Source organism: Rahnella sp. BIGb0236 (genome assembly GCF_004364755.1).
Classification (GTDB): domain Bacteria; phylum Pseudomonadota; class Gammaproteobacteria; order Enterobacterales; family Enterobacteriaceae; genus Rahnella; species Rahnella victoriana.
This window is the reverse complement of the sequence record NZ_SOAO01000015.1, coordinates 24,710-45,631: the sequence shown is the minus strand read 5'-3', so window position 1 is coordinate 45,631 and position 20,922 is coordinate 24,710. Positions and strand designations below refer to the sequence as shown.

The 20,922-nt window shown below is 52.4% G+C and carries 19 protein-coding genes; 12 read left to right on the top strand and 7 right to left on the bottom strand.

What is annotated here, in order from left to right; genetic code table 11:
* Positions 1–188: 188 nt before the first annotated feature.
* Positions 189–869 (bottom strand): DNA repair protein RadC, encoded by a 681-nt coding sequence (radC, locus tag EDF78_RS22110; RefSeq protein ID WP_095924100.1) that lies wholly within the window; start codon positions 867–869, stop codon positions 189–191.
* A 184-nt stretch (positions 870–1,053) separates the two neighbouring features.
* On the opposite strand from radC, the gene coaBC reads away from it, so the two are divergent.
* The 3 genes from coaBC (at position 1,054) to slmA (ending at position 3,475) form a co-directional block, all read left to right on the top strand.
* Positions 1,054–2,271: a bifunctional phosphopantothenoylcysteine decarboxylase/phosphopantothenate--cysteine ligase CoaBC gene (coaBC, locus tag EDF78_RS22105; RefSeq protein ID WP_166654483.1), complete on the top strand. Its 1,218-nt coding sequence runs from the start codon at positions 1,054–1,056 to the stop codon at positions 2,269–2,271.
* Positions 2,249–2,707, top strand: a complete 459-nt coding sequence (gene dut / locus EDF78_RS22100) for a dUTP diphosphatase (RefSeq protein WP_013577627.1) — start codon at positions 2,249–2,251, stop codon at positions 2,705–2,707. Before coaBC ends, dut begins: the two co-directional genes overlap by 23 nt.
* A gap of 171 nt (positions 2,708–2,878) precedes the next feature.
* The gene (slmA, locus tag EDF78_RS22095; RefSeq protein WP_013577628.1) at positions 2,879–3,475 is read left to right on the top strand and encodes a nucleoid occlusion factor SlmA; all 597 of its coding nucleotides are present in this window, start codon (positions 2,879–2,881) and stop codon (positions 3,473–3,475) included.
* Between the two features lie 68 nt (positions 3,476–3,543).
* Here the strand turns inward: slmA and pyrE are convergent, their stop codons facing one another.
* Together pyrE and rph are read right to left on the bottom strand one after the other, a co-directional pair.
* Positions 3,544–4,185 carry an orotate phosphoribosyltransferase gene (gene pyrE, locus EDF78_RS22090; protein WP_133823907.1) on the bottom strand — a complete coding sequence of 214 codons (642 nt, stop codon included), beginning with the start codon at positions 4,183–4,185 and terminating at the stop codon, positions 3,544–3,546.
* 83 nt (positions 4,186–4,268) lie between these two features.
* On the bottom strand, positions 4,269–4,985 hold the full coding sequence (gene rph, locus EDF78_RS22085; RefSeq protein ID WP_013577632.1) for a ribonuclease PH: 717 nt from the start codon (positions 4,983–4,985) through the stop codon (positions 4,269–4,271).
* Positions 4,986–5,111: 126 nt separating this feature from the next.
* Here rph and EDF78_RS22080 point away from each other — a divergent pair, with 126 nt between their 5' ends.
* Both EDF78_RS22080 and dinD read left to right on the top strand, forming a co-directional pair.
* The gene (locus EDF78_RS22080) at positions 5,112–5,975 is read left to right on the top strand and encodes a YicC/YloC family endoribonuclease (RefSeq protein WP_095924097.1); all 864 of its coding nucleotides are present in this window, start codon (positions 5,112–5,114) and stop codon (positions 5,973–5,975) included.
* Between the two features lie 145 nt (positions 5,976–6,120).
* Positions 6,121–6,945, top strand: a complete 825-nt coding sequence (dinD, locus tag EDF78_RS22075; RefSeq protein WP_133823906.1) for a DNA damage-inducible protein D — start codon at positions 6,121–6,123, stop codon at positions 6,943–6,945.
* Between the two features lie 90 nt (positions 6,946–7,035).
* Here dinD and fabF read toward each other — a convergent pair whose 3' ends face one another.
* Together fabF and EDF78_RS22065 are read right to left on the bottom strand one after the other, a co-directional pair.
* On the bottom strand, positions 7,036–8,310 hold the full coding sequence (gene fabF, locus EDF78_RS22070; protein WP_095924095.1) for a beta-ketoacyl-ACP synthase II: 1,275 nt from the start codon (positions 8,308–8,310) through the stop codon (positions 7,036–7,038).
* 142 nt (positions 8,311–8,452) lie between these two features.
* Positions 8,453–9,073, bottom strand: coding sequence for a TetR/AcrR family transcriptional regulator (locus EDF78_RS22065; protein WP_095924094.1), 621 nt, complete (start codon positions 9,071–9,073; stop codon positions 8,453–8,455).
* Between the two features lie 343 nt (positions 9,074–9,416).
* On the opposite strand from EDF78_RS22065, the gene EDF78_RS22060 reads away from it, so the two are divergent.
* Positions 9,417–10,034: a trimeric intracellular cation channel family protein gene (locus EDF78_RS22060; protein ID WP_095924093.1), complete on the top strand. Its 618-nt coding sequence runs from the start codon at positions 9,417–9,419 to the stop codon at positions 10,032–10,034.
* A gap of 20 nt (positions 10,035–10,054) precedes the next feature.
* Here EDF78_RS22060 and ligB read toward each other — a convergent pair whose 3' ends face one another.
* Positions 10,055–11,752 carry an NAD-dependent DNA ligase LigB gene (ligB, locus tag EDF78_RS22055; RefSeq protein ID WP_133823905.1) on the bottom strand — a complete coding sequence of 566 codons (1,698 nt, stop codon included), beginning with the start codon at positions 11,750–11,752 and terminating at the stop codon, positions 10,055–10,057.
* Between the two features lie 278 nt (positions 11,753–12,030).
* Here ligB and gmk point away from each other — a divergent pair, with 278 nt between their 5' ends.
* The 6 genes from gmk (at position 12,031) to EDF78_RS22025 (ending at position 19,450) form a co-directional block, all read left to right on the top strand.
* Positions 12,031–12,654, top strand: coding sequence for a guanylate kinase (gmk, locus tag EDF78_RS22050; protein WP_095924091.1), 624 nt, complete (start codon positions 12,031–12,033; stop codon positions 12,652–12,654).
* 54 nt (positions 12,655–12,708) lie between these two features.
* A complete protein-coding gene (gene rpoZ / locus EDF78_RS22045; RefSeq protein WP_015699238.1) occupies positions 12,709–12,984 on the top strand; it encodes a DNA-directed RNA polymerase subunit omega in 276 nt (91 codons plus the stop codon).
* Between the two features lie 19 nt (positions 12,985–13,003).
* Positions 13,004–15,112, top strand: coding sequence for a bifunctional GTP diphosphokinase/guanosine-3',5'-bis pyrophosphate 3'-pyrophosphohydrolase (gene spoT, locus EDF78_RS22040; protein ID WP_095924090.1), 2,109 nt, complete (start codon positions 13,004–13,006; stop codon positions 15,110–15,112).
* Positions 15,113–15,117: 5 nt separating this feature from the next.
* A complete protein-coding gene (gene trmH / locus EDF78_RS22035; protein WP_119823938.1) occupies positions 15,118–15,816 on the top strand; it encodes a tRNA (guanosine(18)-2'-O)-methyltransferase TrmH in 699 nt (232 codons plus the stop codon).
* Entirely contained in the window at positions 15,813–17,894 is a 2,082-nt protein-coding gene (recG, locus tag EDF78_RS22030) for an ATP-dependent DNA helicase RecG (protein WP_095924088.1), read from the top strand. The genes trmH and recG overlap by 4 nt, the downstream gene beginning before the upstream one ends.
* A gap of 230 nt (positions 17,895–18,124) precedes the next feature.
* Complete coding sequence (locus EDF78_RS22025) at positions 18,125–19,450, top strand: PTS sugar transporter subunit IIC (RefSeq protein WP_133823904.1); 1,326 nt, start codon at positions 18,125–18,127, stop codon at positions 19,448–19,450.
* A gap of 55 nt (positions 19,451–19,505) precedes the next feature.
* Here EDF78_RS22025 and gltS read toward each other — a convergent pair whose 3' ends face one another.
* A complete protein-coding gene (gltS, locus tag EDF78_RS22020) occupies positions 19,506–20,717 on the bottom strand; it encodes a sodium/glutamate symporter (protein WP_095924086.1) in 1,212 nt (403 codons plus the stop codon).
* Positions 20,718–20,922: the final 205 nt, after the last annotated feature.

Genomic DNA, 20,922 nt, shown 5'->3' with positions numbered 1-20,922 from the left:
CAGCAAACTCCACTGAGAACCGACTCACTGTCGTCGGGTAAAAACCAATTCATCAGGTTAGAAACCTGCTGAGATAGGCTCTTAACGCCAAACCCAAGATTCTCAAAGGTGGCGTAGTATACGCTCTGTAGCGTAAGTGCTCAAGTCCCGAACAGCTAAAGATCCCTAAGGATCTTCAAAAAACGACGCTAAATCCAGCCGCGTTCGGCAAAAGATACCGTTTCTCCGTGACCTACAACCAAATGGTCAAGGACACGAATTTCCAGCAGCTGGCACGCTCGAATAATCTGTTCAGTCACTTTTCTGTCCATCAGACTGGGCTCAGCCCGACCGGATGGGTGATTATGCGCCAGAATTAGGGCTGCCGCATTAACCTTCATCGCACCACGAACAATTTCGCGGGGATACACTTCTACGTGCCCAATAGTACCAGCAAACATCTCCTCATGGCGAATAACGCGATGCTGGTTGTCGAGAAAAAGTACCAGAAATACCTCTCTTTCCCGAAAAACGAGCAAATTCTGCAAATATTCCCGGATGACCTCGGGGCTTAGCATCGCATTTTCGGCACTCAGGTGACGCAAATAGGCGCGGCGTGATAATTCAGACACCGCCACCAGCTGCGAAAACTTGGCGACGCCCATCCCTTTCGTACGCGCCATGGCCTCAAAATCGGCCATCAGTAATTTATGCAATGAACCGAATTCTTCCAGCAGGTTCTTTGCCAGATCCATCACATGTAATCCCCGGCATCCTGTACGCAGATAGATCGCCAGCAATTCCTGATCCGTCAGTTCCTTCGCACCCTGCTGCAACAATTTTTCCCGTGGTGGCATCATTCCCGGCCACTGGTCTGCTTGTTTCGTCATCCTGACTCCTTTTTCGCCGCGATTGTGGCACAACATTCCTTCCGCTAAGACGCTCACTGAGTAAGCTTGCGAGACGTTACGCAAAATTTTTATTCTTCAGATTTCGGCGCATCGCCAATAGCTGTCATCATTCCCCGTTATGCTAAAATGTCGCTTCTTTCAGCTTTCAACCAATCGGACAATGATGATGACGGGACTTTCCGGCAAACATATTGTGCTCGGTATCAGCGGTGGTATCGCTGCCTATAAAGCACCAGAACTGGTACGTCGCTTACGTGAAAGAGGCGCAGAAGTCCGCGTCGTCATGACTGAAGCGGCGAAATCCTTCGTGACGCCGTTGAGCCTGCAGGCAGTGTCTGGCTATCCGGTGTCTGACGACCTGCTTGATCCGGCTGCCGAAGCGGCGATGGGGCATATCGAATTAGGCAAATGGGCCGATTTAGTCATTATCGCGCCCGCGACGGCGGATTTGCTGGCCCGCATGAACGCTGGCATGGCCAATGATCTGCTGACGACGGTGTGTCTGGCGACAGCGGCACCGGTCGCCGTGCTGCCTGCAATGAATCAGCAAATGTACCGCGCTGCGGTGACGCAGGAAAATCTGCAAAGCCTGACGGCACGCGGCACGTTAGTGTGGGGTCCGGACAGCGGCAGTCAGGCTTGCGGCGATGTTGGCCCTGGACGCATGCTGGATCCGCTGGTGATTGTTGATATGGCGAACAGCCATTTTTCTGCGCGCAAGGATCTGGCACATCTGAACATTATGGTCACCGCAGGTCCGACGCGCGAGCCACTGGATCCGGTTCGCTTCATCAGTAATCACAGCTCCGGAAAAATGGGTTTTGCGATAGCCAAAGCCGCCGCTGAACGGGGTGCTAACGTGACGCTGATCGCCGGACCGGTATCGCAGCCGACACCCGCTAATGTCCGCCGTATTGATGTGGAAAGCGCGCTGGAGATGCAGCAAGCCGTCCGGCTTTCAGCAGCCACGCAGCAGATTTTCATTTCCTGTGCCGCCGTGGCAGATTATCGTGCGGAACGCATTGCAGATGAGAAAATCAAAAAGCAAGGCGATGAAATCACCGTAAAAATGATTAAGAACCCTGACATTGTTGCCGGTGTTGCGGCCATGACAGAAAACCGCCCTTACGTCGTGGGGTTTGCCGCTGAAACCCAGAATGTGGAAGAATACGCGCGGCAAAAAAGGATCCGCAAGAATCTGGATCTGATCTGCGCCAACGATGTTTCACTTGCCGGGCAAGGTTTCAACAGTGATTCCAATGCTTTGCATCTTTTTTGGCAGGACGGGGATAAAATCTTACCGCTCAGCGATAAGTCCCTGCTTGGCCAACGTTTATTAGAAGAGATTGTCAGCCGTTATGATGAAAAAAATCGACATTAAAATTCTCGACCCGCGCATCGGTTCGACTTTCCCTTTACCGGCTTACGCGACACCAGGGTCGGCGGGTCTGGATTTACGCGCCTGTCTGGATGCGTCGGTTGAACTGAAACCGGGCGAAACCACGTTGCTGCCAACAGGTCTGGCTATCCATATTGGTGATGCTAATCTGGCGGCGGTAATTCTGCCGCGCTCCGGTCTGGGCCATAAACACGGCGTCGTGTTGGGCAACCTGGTCGGCCTTATCGATTCTGATTATCAGGGCCAGCTGATGGTGTCGGTATGGAACCGCGGTCAGACGACCTTTGTTATCGAACCGGGCGAGCGCATTGCTCAGATGGTATTTGTGCCTGTGGTTCAGGCAGAATTCAATCTGGTGGAAGATTTTGACGCCAGTGAACGCGGCGAAGGGGGCTTTGGCCACTCAGGTCGCCAATAAGAACCTGTTCAGCACCGCTGATTCTGACGCGATATTGAACAGATCCTTATCACTATCAGACCGTCACAACGCGAAGGGAACGAAATAAGCCGCAGGATCACAGCGATTCATGCGGCAGTTGTGCGGTTTCTCCATGATTTTAGCCGTTTTTTAGCAAGGGTCTATTCAGACATGGCAGAGAAAGAAACGACAAAAAGGAACAGGCGCGAAGAGATTTTGCAGGCATTAGCGCAAATGCTTCAGTCCAGCGATGGCAGCCAGCGGATCACGACTGCAAAGCTCGCCGCCAGCGTAGGTGTTTCAGAAGCAGCTCTTTATCGTCATTTTCCCAGTAAAACGCGGATGTTTGACAGCTTAATCGAGTTTATCGAAGACAGTCTGATCACCCGTATCAATCTCATCCTGCAGGATGAAAAGGATACGCTGAACAGAATACGTCTGATTTTGCTGCTGATTTTAGGGTTTGCAGAACGTAATCCGGGGCTGACCCGCATTATGACCGGTCACGCCCTGATGTTTGAACAGGATCGCCTGCAAGGCCGCATCAACCAGCTTTTTGAGCGAATTGAAGCGCAACTGCGTCAGGTGTTGCGGGAAAAGAAAATGCGTGAAGGCAGCGGATTCATCAGTGATGAAACCCTGCTTGCCAGCCAGTTACTGGCCTTTTGCGAAGGGATGTTGTCGCGTTTTGTACGTTCGGAATTCAAGTACAAACCGACTCAGGACTTCGATACCCGCTGGCCGCTCATCTCTGCTCAGTTGCAATAAAGGCACGCCGCAGAGTCAGACGTCAGATATCAAAAAGGGCCGAAAGGCCCTTTTGTTTTCATCAACGATTATACGCCGTAACTCTGCTGGTAAGCCCGGACCGCCGCCAGATGGTCAGCCATTTCGGTTTTCTCTTCCAGATACTCAATCAGGTCAGCCAGCGTAATGATTGAAATCACTTTACAGTGATAGTCACGCTCCACTTCCTGAATGGCAGAAATGTCCGCGCGTCCACGTTCCTGGCGATCCAGAGAAATCAATACGCCTGCCAGCGTGGCTTTATTAGCATTGATGATTTCCATCGATTCACGGATAGCAGTGCCAGCGGTGATCACATCATCCACCAGCATGACGCGCCCCTGCAACGGGCTGCCGACCAGTAAGCCGCCTTCGCCGTGATCTTTTGCTTCTTTACGGTTAAAGCAATACGGCACGTCACGTTCATGATGTTCAGCCAGCGCAACGGCCGTGGTCGTGGCAATAGGAATACCTTTGTAAGCCGGGCCAAACACTAAATCAAAATCAATCTTGGAATCCACCAATGCTTCGGCATAAAAACGTCCCAGTAACGCCAGATCACGGCCAGTGTTAAACAAACCGGCATTGAAGAAGTAAGGGCTGATACGCCCGGACTTCAGGGTAAATTCACCGAATTTCAAAACCTGTTTGTTCAGTGCGAACTCAATAAACTGGCGCTGATAGGCTTTCATTGATGGTCTCCTAGATAATGTCTTATTTCTCATTGTCAGCCCGCAGGCCATAAAAAAGGCGACTTCTCAGTCGCCTTAAAAAATTATTCCGCCAACGCCGCTTTCTGCGCCTGGAAGATGGTGTCGATTCCCCCTCTGGCGAGGGCAAGCAAACCGAGCAGTTCTTCATGGCTGAACGGCTCGCCTTCGGCGGTGCCCTGCACCTCAATCATGCGGCCATCTTCCATCATCACCACATTCATATCGGTTTCAGCTGCCGAGTCTTCGACATACTCAAGGTCGCACAGCGCTTCGCCTTTCACGATGCCGACTGACACTGCCGCCACCATACCTTTCATCGGGTTAGCTTTCAGTTTACCTGCCGCCACCAGCGCGTTCAGCGCATCGGCCAGAGCAACACAAGCCCCGGAAATAGACGCCGTACGTGTGCCGCCGTCAGCCTGCAATACGTCGCAGTCGAGCGTAATGGTAAATTCACCCAGCTTTTTCAGGTCTACCGCAGCTCGCAGGGAACGGGCGATAAGGCGCTGGATTTCCAGAGTACGGCCACCTTGTTTGCCTTTTGCGGCTTCACGCGCATTACGCGTATGGGTAGAACGCGGCAACATGCCGTACTCTGCGGTGATCCAACCTTGTCCCTGACCTTTCAGAAAACGCGGAACACCTTCCTCCACCGTCGCGGTACACAGCACTTTGGTATCACCAAACTCCACCAGCACGGAACCTTCAGCGTGTTTAGTGTAATGGCGGGTCAGTGTTACGGGGCGCACTTGTTGTGCATTTCGGCCAGCTGGACGCATGGATAGTTCTCCGGGTCGCGATTCGTGTTTGGCTGCGCATTATACGGACTTCGCGAGGTAATGCCTATCATGACCCGCCCGTGGAGGCTATAATCGCTGCATCTTTACATTAACAGGTACGCATACATGATCCGTAGTATGACCGCTTATGCCCGACGCGAAATTAAGGGTAACTGGGGCAGCGCAGCGTGGGAACTCCGCTCGGTAAACCAACGTTATCTCGAAACTTACATCCGTCTGCCCGAGCAATTCCGCAGCCTGGAGCCGGTTGTCCGTGAGCGTATTCGCGCCCGACTGACCCGCGGTAAAGTCGAATGTAATCTGCGTTTTGACCTCGACCCGAGCGCGCAGAGCACGCTGCAGCTCAATGAAAAATTGGCGAAGCAGCTGGTGGAAGCCGCGCAATGGGTGAAAATGCAAAGTGATGAAGGCGAAATCAATCCGCTGGAAGTCCTGCGCTGGCCGGGTGTGATGCTGGCTGAAGAACAAGATCTGGACGCCATCAGTACTGAATTGCTGCTGGCGCTGGAAACCGCGCTGGACGATTTCATCAGCGCACGCGAAAGCGAAGGCGCCGCACTGAAAACGATGATCGAACAACGCCTCGACGGTGTGAGCGCAGAAGTGGTGAAAGTCCGCGCCCAGATGCCAAATATTCTGCAATGGCAGCGCGAGCGTCTGGTCAGCAAGCTGGAAGACGCGCAGGTACAGCTGGAAAATACCCGTCTTGAGCAGGAGCTGGTGCTGATGGCACAGCGTGTGGATGTGGCCGAAGAGCTGGATCGTCTGGAAGCGCACGTCAAAGAAACGCATAAAATCATGAAGAAAGAAGAAGCCGTTGGCCGTCGTCTTGATTTCATGATGCAGGAATTTAACCGCGAGTCGAACACTCTGGCCTCAAAATCGATCAATGCCGACGTCACGACATCAGCCATCGAGCTGAAAGTGCTGATCGAACAAATGCGCGAGCAGATTCAGAATATTGAGTAAATCTTCATTAATTATGAAGCATCGGTACCCCGAGAAGCCCGTCTACAGACGGGCTTTTTAATTTTCACGCGCTATCATAAAGGCGCTGTAAAATTCGCCATTCCGGGCATTGGCTACCGGCATCATTTGCGATAGGGAGATTAAAATGAAAAAGAACCATCAACCTTTTGAAGAACTTCGCCAGCACAGCAATGACAACAATGAATATTGGTCAGCAAGAGATCTGGCCCCGTTGCTGGATTATAGAGATTGGCGTAACTTTCAAAATGTTCTATCCAGAGCGGCGCAAGCTTGTGAAACCAGCAATCAACAGTTAAGCGACCATTTCGTTGATGCCACCAAAATGGTAATTCTTGGTTCCGGAGCACAACGTGAATTAGAGGACATTCACTTGTCGAGGTATGCATGTTATCTGGTTGTCCAGAATGGTGACCCCGGCAAACCCGTTATCGCAGCCGGACAGACTTACTTCGCCCTCCAGACCAGACGGCAAGAGCTGGCGGATGACGCTACGTTTAAACAGCTGAGAGAAGACGAAAAGCGTTTATTCCTGCGTAACGAACTAAAAGAGCACAATAAACAATTGGTTGAAGTCGCTCAACAGGCAGGAGTAGCAACAACGCTGGACTTTGCCGTGTTTCAGAATCACGGCTATCAGAGGCTGTATGGTGGGTTAGACCAAAAAGCTATCCATCAGCGTAAGGGGCTCAAAAAGAGTCAAAAGATCCTCGATCATATGGGATCCACTGAACTGGCCGCCAACTTGTTCAGAGCAACTCAGACAGAAGAGAAATTGCGACGCGATCAGGTGGATTCAAAAGAACAGGCTAATCAGACACATTTTGATGTGGGTAGTAAGGTTCGGAAAACAATCGAAGAATTAGGCGGAACCATGCCGGAAAATCTCCCCGCTCCGGAACACAGCATCAGGCAAATTGAATCAGCCGCAAAGCGGCTGAATAAAAAATAACGACAACGGGTTCATTGCCTCACGCACAAAAAAAACGCCTCCGGTCATCAAAACCCGAGGCGTTTTTTTATGCTTTAACGAAGAGAGAAATTAATCTTCCCAGCGTTTCAACAGCACGCAGGCATTCACGCCACCGAAACCAAAGCCATTTGACAGGGCATAGGTAATGTCATGCTTTTGCGCGGTATTACCCACGATATTCAGACCCGCAGCCGCTTCATCTTTGTTTTCCAGATTCAGCGTCGGAGGAACGATTTGGTCACGCACGGCCAGAATGGTGAAGATGGTTTCCAGCCCGCCAGCCGCGCCCAGAAGATGTCCGGTCGCAGATTTGGTGGACGTCACCGCCAGCTTACCGTCGGTTCCGAACAGGGTTTTAATCGCATTAATTTCGCCCAGATCGCCCACCGGCGTAGAGGTAGCATGAGCATTCAGATGCTGAACATCTGAAGGCTGAATGCCTGCCTGACGCAGGGCGATTTTCATCGCGCGGCCCGCTCCGTTGCCGTCTTCCGCACCGGAAGTCATGTGATAAGCGTCACCGCTGGTGCCGTAACCGACAATCTCAGCCAGGATTTTGGCTCCACGCGCTTTCGCATGTTCCAGCTCTTCAATGACCAGCATGCCTGCGCCTTCACCCATGATGAAACCATCGCGTGCGCTGTCGAACGGACGGGATGCTTTCTCAGGATGATCTTCATGGCCGGTAGACATGGCTTTTGCCGCCGCGAAACCACCCAGGCTGACAGTATCGATAGCCGCTTCAGCACCACCACAAAGTGCAACATCCGCTTCATCGTTGCGGATCAAACGAACGGCATCACCGATGGCCTGAACACCCGCCGCACAAGCCGTGACCGGTGCACCAATCGGGCCTTTGAACTGATGTTTGATGGAAACCTGACCCGCCGCGAGATTCACCAGGAATGAAGGAATGGTGAAAGGCGACAAACGTTTGGCACCACGGCTGTCGTTGGTACGCACCGCATGGGCAATCGCCGGGAAGCCACCAATACCGGAACCGATGACCGTTGCAGTACGTTCCTGTTGTTCAGGGGTTTCCGCTTTCCAGCCAGCATCAGCAACGGCCATATCGGCAGCAGCCATCGCGAACAGAATAAAGCGGTCCATTTTTTTCTGGTCTTTCGGTACCACGAACTGATCCGGATCGAAGCCTGATTCAGGGTCCTGCTCTTTCGTTTGTACCTGACCACCGATTTTCACGCTCAGGGTTTCAACAATTTCTTCCGGCAAAACGCGGATACCAGACTGACCGGCCAGCAGACGCTTCCAGATAGTTTCGATATCACAGCCCAGAGGACTCACAGCCCCCATGCCGGTAATAACCACTCGACGATGAGTCATAAAACATTCCTCTCTGTCTGTTTAAGACGTAAGTTTCTGCCGGGACTTTTGCAAGCCTGACAAAAACGGGTTTCAGCGAATAGGGCTGACAGTATGTGACGAATTACGATTTTGTAAACCCGTAACCAAAAATTTTTCGTGGCTACTTTGCCAGACTGCGCAACACCAGACTGGTGATGGCCTGAACGCGTTCTTCGAGCTGTTCCGGTGTTTTTTGTTCCAGCAATAACGGATGAGAAAACGGCGTCGTCACACTGGTGATCGCCATACATACCTCATCCAGCGGCGTTTTACGCTCAAACTCACCGGATTCCCGCCCGTCATTGACCACTTTTTCCACGATGCTGTACATCATCGCCCGGTGATTAAGTGTCGACTTCCATTGTTGTGCGGAGGCTGTGGCCGCCAGATCATGCAATTTTCTATCCTGAAAGAAGAGCTCCAGACTACGTGTCAGCAGTGTTTTAAAAATAGATCGCAGGCGCAGAGTTGCACTTTGGTGGCTTTGCGCAATAAGCATCAGTGCATCATCTATCTGACCCACACGCTGTGAACAAATGGCTTCGCCAATCGCCTGTTTCGACTCAAAAAACTTGTAAATATAAGCACTTGAAACACCAATCGATTTGGCCAGATCGGCGACCGACGTTTTGGCGTAACCATACAGGCGGAAGTGCTCAAAAGCCGCATCAATGATTTGCTCGCGCCGTTCATGCTCGGCAGGTCCACGCTGTGTTAACGCAACCGGAATATCGGGCTTCATACACTCCTCCGGGCTGATAAAACAATTATGCAGTGCGTCAATGAGTGACGATTTCAATTAATCGTAACTTATAAACGATGAAAATACACCTCTGATGAAAAAGAGACGTCAGCCATATATGTGAGGGGAATGACCAGATAAACACGCAATCGCGATTTTTCTAATCTAAAATAAACTGACATTCTGTCTCATCCTTAAGTACTGGGCTGAATATCGGGTATTCGCATTAGATTTCATAATGTCAAAATCAATCTAAAAGAAAAACTCAGTCGTGAGCTGAAGATAAACGCATTACTCTGCGCGGCTACCGCTTTCTCATTACTGATTTGTCTGGCGTACATCCATGTTACTCACCGTTCTTTATATTATCGGGATCACCGCAGAAGCCATGACCGGTGCCCTTGCCGCCGGACGCCGGAAAATGGACTCCTTTGGAGTCATTATTATCGCGTCTGCGACGGCTATTGGCGGGGGTTCTGTCCGTGACATGTTGCTGGGCCATTATCCTTTGGGCTGGGTTAAGCATCCGGAATACATTGTGATCGTGGCTATCGCGGCACTCATGACCACCTGGCTTGCCCCACTGATGCAACATCTTCGCCGGCTCTTCTTAGTGCTTGATGCCTTAGGTTTAGTGGTGTTTTCAATCATCGGGACACAAGTCGCACTCGATATGGGGCATGGTGCCATCATCGCCTCTGTCTGTGCCGTCATCACCGGCGTTTTTGGCGGCGTGCTGCGGGATATGATGTGTAATCAGATCCCGCTGGTCTTTCAGAAAGAAATTTATGCCGGCGTTTCATTTGCCTCTGCCTGGGTTTACATCGGGCTGCAATATTTCTCTCTGCCGCACAATCTGGTGGTGATTATCACGTTGCTGGTCGGCTTTACCGCCCGACTGATCGCATTACGTTTTCGCCTTGGGTTGCCGGTCTTCAATTATCCGCACTCTGACCACTGATCTTCCCTGCGGGTTTTCAGCTAGCGGAAAGCAGGCAATTGCGCCTGCTGTAACGCCCCGGTGATTGCCATGACAGCCGGGTGATGTATAAAGTCAAAAACCTGAGCGGCTCTTTTTTCCCCCATTCCCGCGGCCTTTGCCCAGTCGTGAGACGTGAGTTGTTTCAATTGGCTCCAGCCCTGCTGTTGCCCGGCAAATTTCAGGGCATAAGAAGGAAATCCCAGCGCGGACAGCCAGTGTCGCAAGTCCTTCTCCCGGGCAAAGTGAATCTGTGCCATCAGTTTTTGCGCCTGTTTAACTCCGATTCCCGGAACCGCAGCCAGGTCTTTTTCATTCAATGCTAACCAGCTGACCAGGGAGTCGGCAGGAATTGCATCCAGCAACTTTTGCCATGTCGCCCCGCCAAATCCTGCCATATCCAGGGCTTCAGGGCCGCTGAGCCAGATAAGACGTGAGAGAAATTGCGCCGCACAACCCGGACCGGGCGTAAAACAGGAAAAGGCGTTATAACGCTGCGGATCGGGCAATGGCACCGGCGAACGCTCACTGACCCGCCATGTCACTTCATCAAGACGCGGGATCCCCTGCCCTGCCAGTGTGATGGCAACCTGATCACCGGGAAGCACATCCCATTGCCTGAAACGACTGACGGACCCCACACTCACCTTACTGACTAACTTATCGTCCAGCCTCAGAGGGTTCAGGTTGAGGATGACCGTCACCTTCCCGCTTCGCCCTGTCGTCGTCGTGATGCCGGTAACATCAGTAAGCTGTCTGGCGGGGGGGTATTTCCAGGCGACAGCCCATGTGGGAGGCGTATTTTGCCAATATTTTCCGGCTGGCTCTTCTTCCTGACGGATGACGACACCATCAGTAGCAAAAGGTAATGCCTGGCGGAACCAGTGCTCGCGCCATTTTTCTACCTCTTCCGGTGTGCTGACCGGCAGTGTGAACTGAGCAACAACCGGAAATCCGAACCGGCTCAGTTTCTCAAGATGATCTGACATAAGGATCGGCCCATCCGGCCATGACCAGATAAACACACCCACCTGTTTCAGGATGTCAGAAGCCGACGTACGCCGCATTGCTCCCGCGACTTTTGATCTTGCATTCATACCCCCATCGACACTTTGCTGATGACCGGTCATCTTCAGGTAAAGCTCGCCCTGCAGCACTAACTCCGGGCTCACGTCCGGAACGGTGAGCGGGATCGCCGGTATTGATGCGGCTTTCGGCGTCCAGTTTTGTCCTTTCTCACCGTTCCCCCGGCTGATCAATGCAGTCAATTGCCCGTACCGGTAAACCAGCGACACCGCCACGCCATCGATTTTGGGCTGAATACTGAGATTCTTTCGTCCCTTCATCCAGTTCGAGACGGCCTGTTTATCTTTCATTTTATGCAGACCGGTGTGGGCGACCGGATGCGGGAATTCAGCAGTATCACCGGCGGGCACGGTCACTTCGGGCGCAGGCTGGCTGGCACACTGTAGCCAGACACGTTGTTTCTGACGTAACTGGTCATAGACCGAATCTTCTATCGGGCTGCTGCCGGACTGATGATAAGCCGTATCCCATCGGGTCAGCTGATCCGTGAGATGGCGGGTTTCCTGCGACAAGCGTGACGATGACCAGGCCGGACATTCCTGCGGCGGCATATCCTGACCGGACACAGAGAAAGTAAAAGAGAACAGGCAGATAAGAAAAATGAACTGGCGCATAGGCACCTCCTTGTGACCGCCAGTAAACGCGGGTATGGCGTTTCCCGCCACTGGCATCACCGGTTCTTGCGAGATGCTTTCCGGGTTATTTCATCAGTTGCAGTAACGAAGAAAAAATTTGGAATGCGGCACGTAAATCTGTCAGGAAAGGCTATTTTCTCGGGTGAAGTTGCGATGAAATACGTCTGGGCGCTGCACCGAATGCGGCGAGCGTGTATACTGTGCGAGAGATCACTCTTCGCATACTTCCTATCAACCCATTCAGTTGAAACGTCATCATGGTTCAAGGCACGCTATATATTGTCTCCGCCCCAAGTGGAGCAGGTAAATCAAGTCTGATTCAGGCTTTACTTAAAACACAACCGCTCTACGACACACAGGTTTCTATTTCTCATACCACCCGTTCTGTACGTCCTGGTGAGAAACATGGCGAACATTACTTCTTTGTCGACAAAGAAGCGTTTCGCGAGATGATTGAACGTGATGCCTTTTTAGAACACGCGGAAGTTTTCGGTAATTATTACGGAACGTCCCGTGAAGCCATTGAGCAGGTTTTAGCATCAGGTGTGGATGTTTTCCTCGATATCGACTGGCAAGGTGCTCAGCAAATCAGGAAAAAGATGCCGCTGGCGCGCAGTATTTTTGTTCTGCCGCCATCGAAAGATGAGCTTGATCGCCGCTTACGTGGTCGTGGTCAGGACAGCGAAGAGGTTATTGCCAAACGTATGGCACAAGCCGTGGCTGAAATGACACACTTTGCCGAATACGACTATTTAATTGTGAATGACGATTTTGATCTGGCTCTATCGGATTTAAAAACGATTATTCGCGCCGAACGTCTGCGTCTGAGCCGTCAGCGGCTCCGTCATGACGGATTAATCACCAAACTATTGGCAGACTGAAGTCACTTTCAGTATTATGCCCAGTCTTTCGTCACCCTGTGGAGTAGCACATATATGGCACGCGTAACTGTTCAAGACGCTGTTGAGAAAATTGGTAACCGTTTTGACCTGGTGTTGGTGGCTGCTCGTCGCGCACGCCAGCTGCAATCTGGTGGTAAAGATCCACTGGTCGCTGAAGAAAACGATAAATTCACTGTTATCGCCCTGCGCGAAATCGAAGAAGGCCTGATCACGAATCAGATCCTCGACGTTCGTGACCGTCAGGAGCAACAGGAGCAGGAAGCCGCAGAGATTCAGGCAGTGACTGCCATCGCTGAAGGCCGTCGTTAATTAACGAAACGGATCTCACTTGTATATCTTTGAAAGCCTGAATCAACTGATTCAAAAATACCTGCCGGAGGAGCAAATAAAGCGCCTCGTGCAGGCTTACCTCGTGGCGCGGGATGCGCACGAGGGGCAAACACGTTCCAGTGGTGAGCCCTATATTACTCACCCGGTGGCCGTGGCATGTATTTTGGCTGAAATGAGGCTCGATCATGAGACTCTGATGGCGGCGTTATTACACGACGTTATCGAAGACACGCCTGCCACTTACCAGGATATGGAACAACTGTTTGGCAAAAGTGTTGCTGAGCTGGTTGAAGGCGTTTCGAAGTTAGACAAGCTGAAATTCCGCGATAAGAAAGAAGCGCAGGCGGAAAACTTCCGCAAAATGGTCATGGCGATGGTGCAAGACATCCGCGTCATCTTGATCAAACTCGCTGACCGTACCCATAACATGCGCACACTGGGCTCTTTGCGCCCGGATAAACGTCGCCGTATTGCCCGCGAAACGCTGGAAATCTACAGCCCGCTGGCTCACCGTTTGGGTATTCATCACCTGAAAACCGAGCTCGAAGAGCTGGGCTTCGAAGCCCTCTATCCCAACCGTTACCGCGTCATCAAAGAAGTGGTGAAAGCCGCGCGTGGCAACCGTAAAGAGATGATCCAAAAAATCCTCTCTGAGATAGAAGGCCGTTTAACCGAAGCCGGAATTCAGTGTCGGGTCAGTGGTCGCGAAAAACACCTGTACTCGATCTATTGCAAAATGCACCTGAAGGAACAGCGTTTCCATTCCATTATGGATATCTACGCGTTCCGGGTGATCGTTAAAGAACTCGATACCTGCTATCGCGTGTTAGGACAGGCACACAGCCTGTACAAACCGCGTCCGGGTCGGGTCAAAGATTACATCGCCATTCCTAAAGCCAACGGCTATCAATCTTTGCATACCTCGCTCATCGGCCCGCACGGTGTGCCGGTTGAAGTGCAGATCCGTACGGAAGATATGGATCAGATGGCAGAGATGGGGGTGGCGGCTCACTGGGCTTATAAAGAGAACAGTGAAACCAGCACGACGGCGCAGATCCGCGCACAGCGCTGGTTACAGAGTTTGCTCGAACTGCAACAAAGCGCGGGCAACTCGTTTGAATTTATCGAGAGCGTGAAATCCGATCTGTTCCCGGATGAGATTTATGTCTTTACGCCGGAAGGCCGTATTGTCGAATTGCCTGCGGGCGCGACACCGGTCGACTTTGCTTACGCCGTGCATACCGATATCGGCCATGCCTGTGTCGGCGCGCGCGTAGACCGCCAGCCTTATCCGCTCTCGCAGCCGCTGACCAGCGGACAGACCATCGAAATCATTACCGCACCGGGCGCCCGTCCGAATGCCGCCTGGCTGAACTTTGTTGTCAGCTCGCGCGCTCGTGCCAAAATTCGCCAGATGCTTAAAAACCTGAAACGTGATGATTCCGTTTCACTTGGCCGTCGTCTGCTGAATCATGCGCTGGGCGCCGGTAAAAAACTCTCAGATATTCCGCCGGAAAACATCAAAAACGAGCTGGATCGCATGAAGCTCGCCGCGATGGATGACCTGCTGGCTGAAATCGGCCTCGGCAATGCCATGAGCGTGGTGGTTGCCAAAAATCTGATGGGTGACCAGTCTTCAATGGCCACGTCCGGTACCCGCAATCTGCCGATTAAAGGTGCAGATGGCGTGCTGATCACGTTCGCAAAATGCTGTCGTCCGATCCCAGGTGACCCAATCATTGCGCACGTCAGTCCGGGTAAAGGTCTGGTGATCCACCATGAATCCTGCCGTAATATTCGTGGCTATCAGAAAGAACCTGAGAAATTCATGGCAGTTGACTGGGATGACCACCAGGAAACCGATCAGGAATTTATCGCTGAAATCAAAGTCGATATGTTTAACCATCAGGGCGCTCTGGCGAACCTGACCGCAGCGATCAATGCGGCACAGTCGAACATTCAGAGTCTGAGCACTGAAGAAAAAGACGGTCGCGTCTACAGCGCCTTTATCCGCCTGACGACCCGCGATCGCGTTCATTTGGCGAATATCATGCGTAAAATTCGTATCATGCCGGACGTCATCAAAGTTACCCGCAACCGAAACTGATTGTTATGACCCCAGAACGTTATGCGCGCATCCGCGAAATGCTTGCGGCCCGACAGCCAGACCTGACGGTCTGCATGGAACAGGTGCATAAACCGCATAACGTTTCTGCCGTCATCCGCACGGCAGACGCCGTTGGCGTTCACGAAATCCATGCTGTCTGGCCCACCACCCGGATGAAGACGCTGGTCTCTTCGGCGGCAGGCAGCAACAGTTGGGTTCAGGTCAAAACTCACAAAACCATTCAGGATGCCGTCGCCAAAATGAAGGCGCAGGGCATGCAAATTCTGGCCACCAACCTGTCAGAGAAAGCCGTCGACTTCCGCGCGATTGATTACACCCGTCCGACCTGTATTTTGCTGGGTCAGGAGAAAACGGGCATCACGCCTGAAGCATTAGCCCTGGCAGACAGCGATATCATCATTCCGATGATCGGTATGGTGCAGTCTCTTAACGTTTCCGTCGCTTCGGCGTTGATTTTGTATGAAGCCCAGCGCCAGCGTGAAAACGCCGGCATGTATCGCCGCGACACCAGCCTGCTGAGCGAGAAAGAGCAACAGCGATTGCTGTTTGAAGGTGGCTATCCGGTGCTGTCGAATGTGGCGAAGCGAAAAAAACTGCCACGCCCTTTCATTGACGATCAGGGGCAAATTATTGCCGATGATGAATGGTGGTCTGCGATGCAAATGACGGTTAAAAAAAGATGAAAGGCCGCCTGCTCGACGCCATCCCGCTGACGTCGCTTTCCGGCGTCGGAGCCAGTCAGGCAGATAAACTCGCTAAGCTCGGCCTTGAAACTATTCAGGATTTACTGCTTCACCTGCCTTTGCGTTATGAAGATCGTACCCGCCTTTACACCATCAATGATTTGCAGCCCGGTATTTTCGCCACCATAGAAGGCGAAGTCCTGCGCAGCGATATCAGTTTTGGTCGCCGCAGAATGCTCACCTGTCAGATAAGCGACGGTACCGGCATGGTGACATTACGCTTCTTCAACTTTAACGCCGCGATGAAAAACAGTCTGGCAGCAGGCCGTCGTGTCACTGCTTATGGTGAAATCAAACGCGGCACAATCGGCGCAGAAATCATTCATCCGGAATACCGCATTCAGGGTGAAAACAGCGAAGTGGTTTTGCAGGAATCGCTGACACCGGTTTACCCGACAACAGAAGGCATTCGTCAGGCAACGCTGCGTAAACTGACCGATCAGGCACTTGAACTGCTCGACACCGTGCCAATTGCCGAACTGTTGCCGGAAGAACTGAGCCGGTCGTTGATCCCGCTCCCTCAGGCGCTGCATTTGCTGCACCGCCCGCCGCCTGATATCCAGCTTGCCGATCTTGAAAAAGGTCATCATCCGGCACAACGCCGTCTGATTATGGAAGAGCTGCTGGCGCACAATCTCAGTATGCTGGCCGTCCGCGCCGGTACACAAAGTTATAAAGCCCTGCCGTTGCATCATGACGACCGGTTGAAGAATCAGTTTCTCGCGTCCCTTCCTTTCAGTCCGACCGGTGCGCAGCAGCGCGTGGTGGCTGAAATCGAGCAGGATTTAGCGAAAAGTTATCCGATGATGCGCCTGGTTCAGGGCGACGTCGGTTCTGGTAAAACGCTGGTCGCTGCACTTGCCGCCCTTTGCGCTATCGCGCAAGGGCAGCAGGTCGGATTAATGGCACCCACTGAATTGCTGGCCGAACAACACGCCAATAATTTCCGTCAGTGGTTTGAACCGCTGGGCATTCAGGTCGGCTGGCTGGCAGGAAAACAAAAAGGTAAAGCGCGGCAGGCGCAGCAGGACGCGATCGCCAGCGGACAGGTGTCGATGGTGGTGGGAACGCATGCCATCTTCCAGGAACAGGTTTTGTTCTCTTCGCTTTCCCTGGTCATTATTGATGAACAGCACCGTTTCGGTGTACATCAGCGTCTGGCGCTGTGGGAAAAGGGGCTGCAACAGGGCTTCCACCCGCATCAGCTGATCATGACCGCTACGCCGATCCCCCGCACACTGGCGATGACTGCCTATGCGGATCTGGATACGTCCGTCATCGACGAACTGCCTCCGGGCCGTACGCCGGTGACAACCGTCGCGATCCCTGATACCCGCCGCAGCGACATCATCAGCCGGGTGAAAAGTGCCTGCGAACAGGAAAACCGTCAGGCTTATTGGGTGTGTACGCTGATTGAAGAATCAGAAATGCTGGAAGCTCAGGCCGCAGAAGCCACCTGGGAAGGGCTGAAAGAGGCGCTTCCGGCACTCAATATCGGACTGGTTCATGGGCGCATGAAAGCGCAGGAAAAACAGGCCGTCATGCAGGCGTTCAAACAGGGTGAAGTGCAACTGCTGGTTGCCACCACCGTGATTGAAGTGGGCGTCGATGTTCCCAATGCCAGCCTGATGATTATCGAAAACCCGGAGCGTTTAGGACTGGCGCAGTTGCACCAGTTACGCGGACGCGTCGGGCGCGGTGCTGTCGCGTCTCACTGCGTTCTGCTCTATAAAACGCCCCTTAGTAAAACTGCGCAGAAACGTTTGCAGGTTTTACGCGACAGCAACGACGGCTTTGTCATTGCCCAGCAGGATTTAGAAATCCGCGGGCCGGGCGAATTACTGGGTACGCGCCAGACCGGCAGTGCCGAGTTTAAAGTCGCGGACCTGTTGCGTGACCAGGCGATGATCCCCGATGTACAGCGCATTGCGCGTTATCTGCAGCAGCAGTTCCCTGAACATGCCAGGGCCCTGATTGAGCGCTGGCTGCCAGAACGCGTCCGCTATACCAACGCCTGAGTCTCCTTTTCCTGCTTTTATACCCTCGAAACATTATTGAAAATGATGTTTCACCCTCAACACATTTTTGCCATTTCTCCTTATCCTCCCTTAACTGCGCTTTCTGCATCGGTTATTTGATAACCTTCACAGAGTGAGGCAAAGCCGGTAACCGGTTCCACACCCCACCACTACACTGATGATAATTAAGGCAACCCTGTCTGATGTCCTCAACATAAGGTCAAATCATCATGAGTATCAGCCAATCCCTCTTTACTTTTATAGAACAGAAAATCAGCCCCTTTGCCGCACGACTGTCCTCTCAGCGACATGTCATGGCGGTGCGCGACGGCTTCATTTCAGCAATGCCCTTTATGATTGTTGGATCATTTTTATTGGTTTTCGTGCATCCGCCCTTTTCGCCGGAATCGTCATGGGGTTTCGCCACAAGCTGGCTGGCGCTCTCGGCAAAATATGAAGTGCAGATCCTGACGCCGTTCAATATGACCATGGGCATCATGTCGATCTATATCTCGGCATCGATTGCCTACAATCTGGCACGGAGTTACAAACTTGACCCGTTCATGACAGCCATGCTGGCGCTGATGTCTTTCCTGCTGGTGGCCGCGCCACAAATTGATGAAAAGATGCCGACGGCGGCGCTGGGCGGTGTGGGGATCTTTACCGCCATTCTGGTGGCCATTTACGTCACGGAGCTGACGCGGTTACTGAAAAAATACAATATCGGCATCCGCTTACCCGAGCAGGTACCGTCAAACATTAAGCATTCATTTGATTTGCTGATCCCGATTATTGCTGTGGTAGTGACGATTTTCCCGCTGAGTTTGCTGGTGCAATACGGGTTTGATATGTTGCTGCCGCAGGCAATTATGGCGCTGTTCGAGCCGCTGATTTCCGCCGCTGACTCGCTGCCTGCGGTGCTGCTGGCCGTGCTGATTTGTCATCTGCTTTGGTTTGCCGGTATTCATGGCTCAGCCATCGTTTCCGGCATGTTGCAGGCATTCTGGCTGACCAATCTCGGGCTTAATCAGACAGCCCTCGCTGCCGGTTTACCGATGACGCATATCATGACTGAGGCATTCTGGAATTTCCTGATCGTGATTGGCGGGTCCGGCGCGACCATAGGACTGGTGCTGCTGTTTTGTCGCAGTAAGTCAGCGCACCTGCGCACAATGGGGAAACTCAGTCTGGTGCCGAGCTGTTTCAATATCAATGAACCGGTCATTTTCGGCACGCCTATCGTGATGAATCCGGTCTTTTTCATCCCCTTCCTGCTGGCACCCATGGTCAACGCCGTCATCGCCTATCTGGCCGTGTCGACCGATCTGCTTCCGCATATGATTTCACTGGTTCCGTGGACGTCTCCGGCACCTGTCGGGGCGGCATGGGCAATGGGCTGGGATTTTAAAGTATCGATTCTGGTCGTTCTGCTGATGGCGCTGTCGATGGTGATTTATTATCCGTTCTTCAAGGTCTACGAGAAGCAGTTAATGACGCAGGAGAAAGCCGCTGAAGCTGAACAGGTGTTCTCTGAAAAGGCCGACGCCACGCAATAACAGGCAGGGAAGGAAGGAGACAGGCACAGAAGCGATGTTTCTGTGCCTGTTTTTTTTAGCTGATAGCCGGGAATATCGGCAGCATCAGATAGAGTTTAATGACAATCGCATTGGCGATATCGATGAAGAAGGCGCCCACCATCGGCACCACCAGAAACGCAAGATGCGAAGGACCAAACTGATTGGTGATCGCCTGCATATTGGCAATGGCTGTCGGCGTCGCGCCCAGTCCGAAACCGCAGTGCCCGGCCGCCAGCACCGCCGCGTCGTAGTTTTTCCCCATCACGCGATAAGTGACAAAAATCGCGTAAAGCGCCATCGCGAGGGTTTGTACCATCAGAATCGCCATCATCGGCAGCGCCAGTGACGCCATCTCCCATAACTTCAGACTCATCAATGCCATGGCGAGGAACAGCGACAAGCTGACATTACCCAGCACGGACACTGCGCGATCGAAGACACGATAAAAACCCAGCCATGCCAGCACATTACTCAGGATCACACCAACGAAGAGCACGCAGACAAATGTCGGGATTTCAAATGCCGAACCCTGCAACAGGCCGGAGATGTGCGTCCCCGCGGTCAGGCAGATCGCAATCAGCGCGATGGTTTCCACCATTACCAGGGGCGTGATCATTCTGCCAATCGACGGTTTCTCAAAGGCGCTCGGGTCGACCGTATCCTCAGGTGTGCCGTGAGGTGTGGAAGAATGGCTCACCAGATAGCGCGCCACCGGGCCACCGATAATCCCACCGAGTACCAGACCGAAGGTCGCACAGGCCATGGCAACTTCTGTCGCGTTTTCAAAACCATAACGCTCGGTGAACAGCTTGCTCCACGCCGCGCCGGTGCCGTGACCACCGGAAAGGGTAATTGACCCCGCCAGCAGCCCCATCAGCGGATCCAGACCGAGCATTTTCGCCATGCCGATACCGATGGCATTTTGCAAAAGCAATAAACCCACAACCACAAAAACCAGCAGGAAAAGGGATTTTCCCCCTGCTCTCAGGCTTGCCAGATTGGCGTTAAGGCCAATCGTCGCAAAAAATGCCAGCATCAGTGGCTCTTTTAAGGACATGTCGAAACCGACTTCCCAGCCGAACATCTGATTGGCGATCAGCAGCAGCAAAGCGACCAGTAACCCTCCGGCGACGGGTTCAGGAATGGTGTATTTATTGAGGAATTTGACCGACTGGACGCATTTTCGTCCTAAAAGGAGTACCAACGTGGCGGCAACCAGTGTGCCGTAGGTATCGAGTTGAATCATTGACGAACTCCATTCTAAAATAAATCCAATAAAATTATTACGTTATAAACTTTTCGCTTACCGTTTTTTTCCCAGAGGCTGAATTAGAAGTCATTCACGCTGCATTACGCAAGAAAAACAGGCCATAAACGCCACCTAAACTCAAACCAGCCACTGAAAATTGCTGATAGCAAACGATTGCTTTTGTCGTTAATTTCAATAAAAA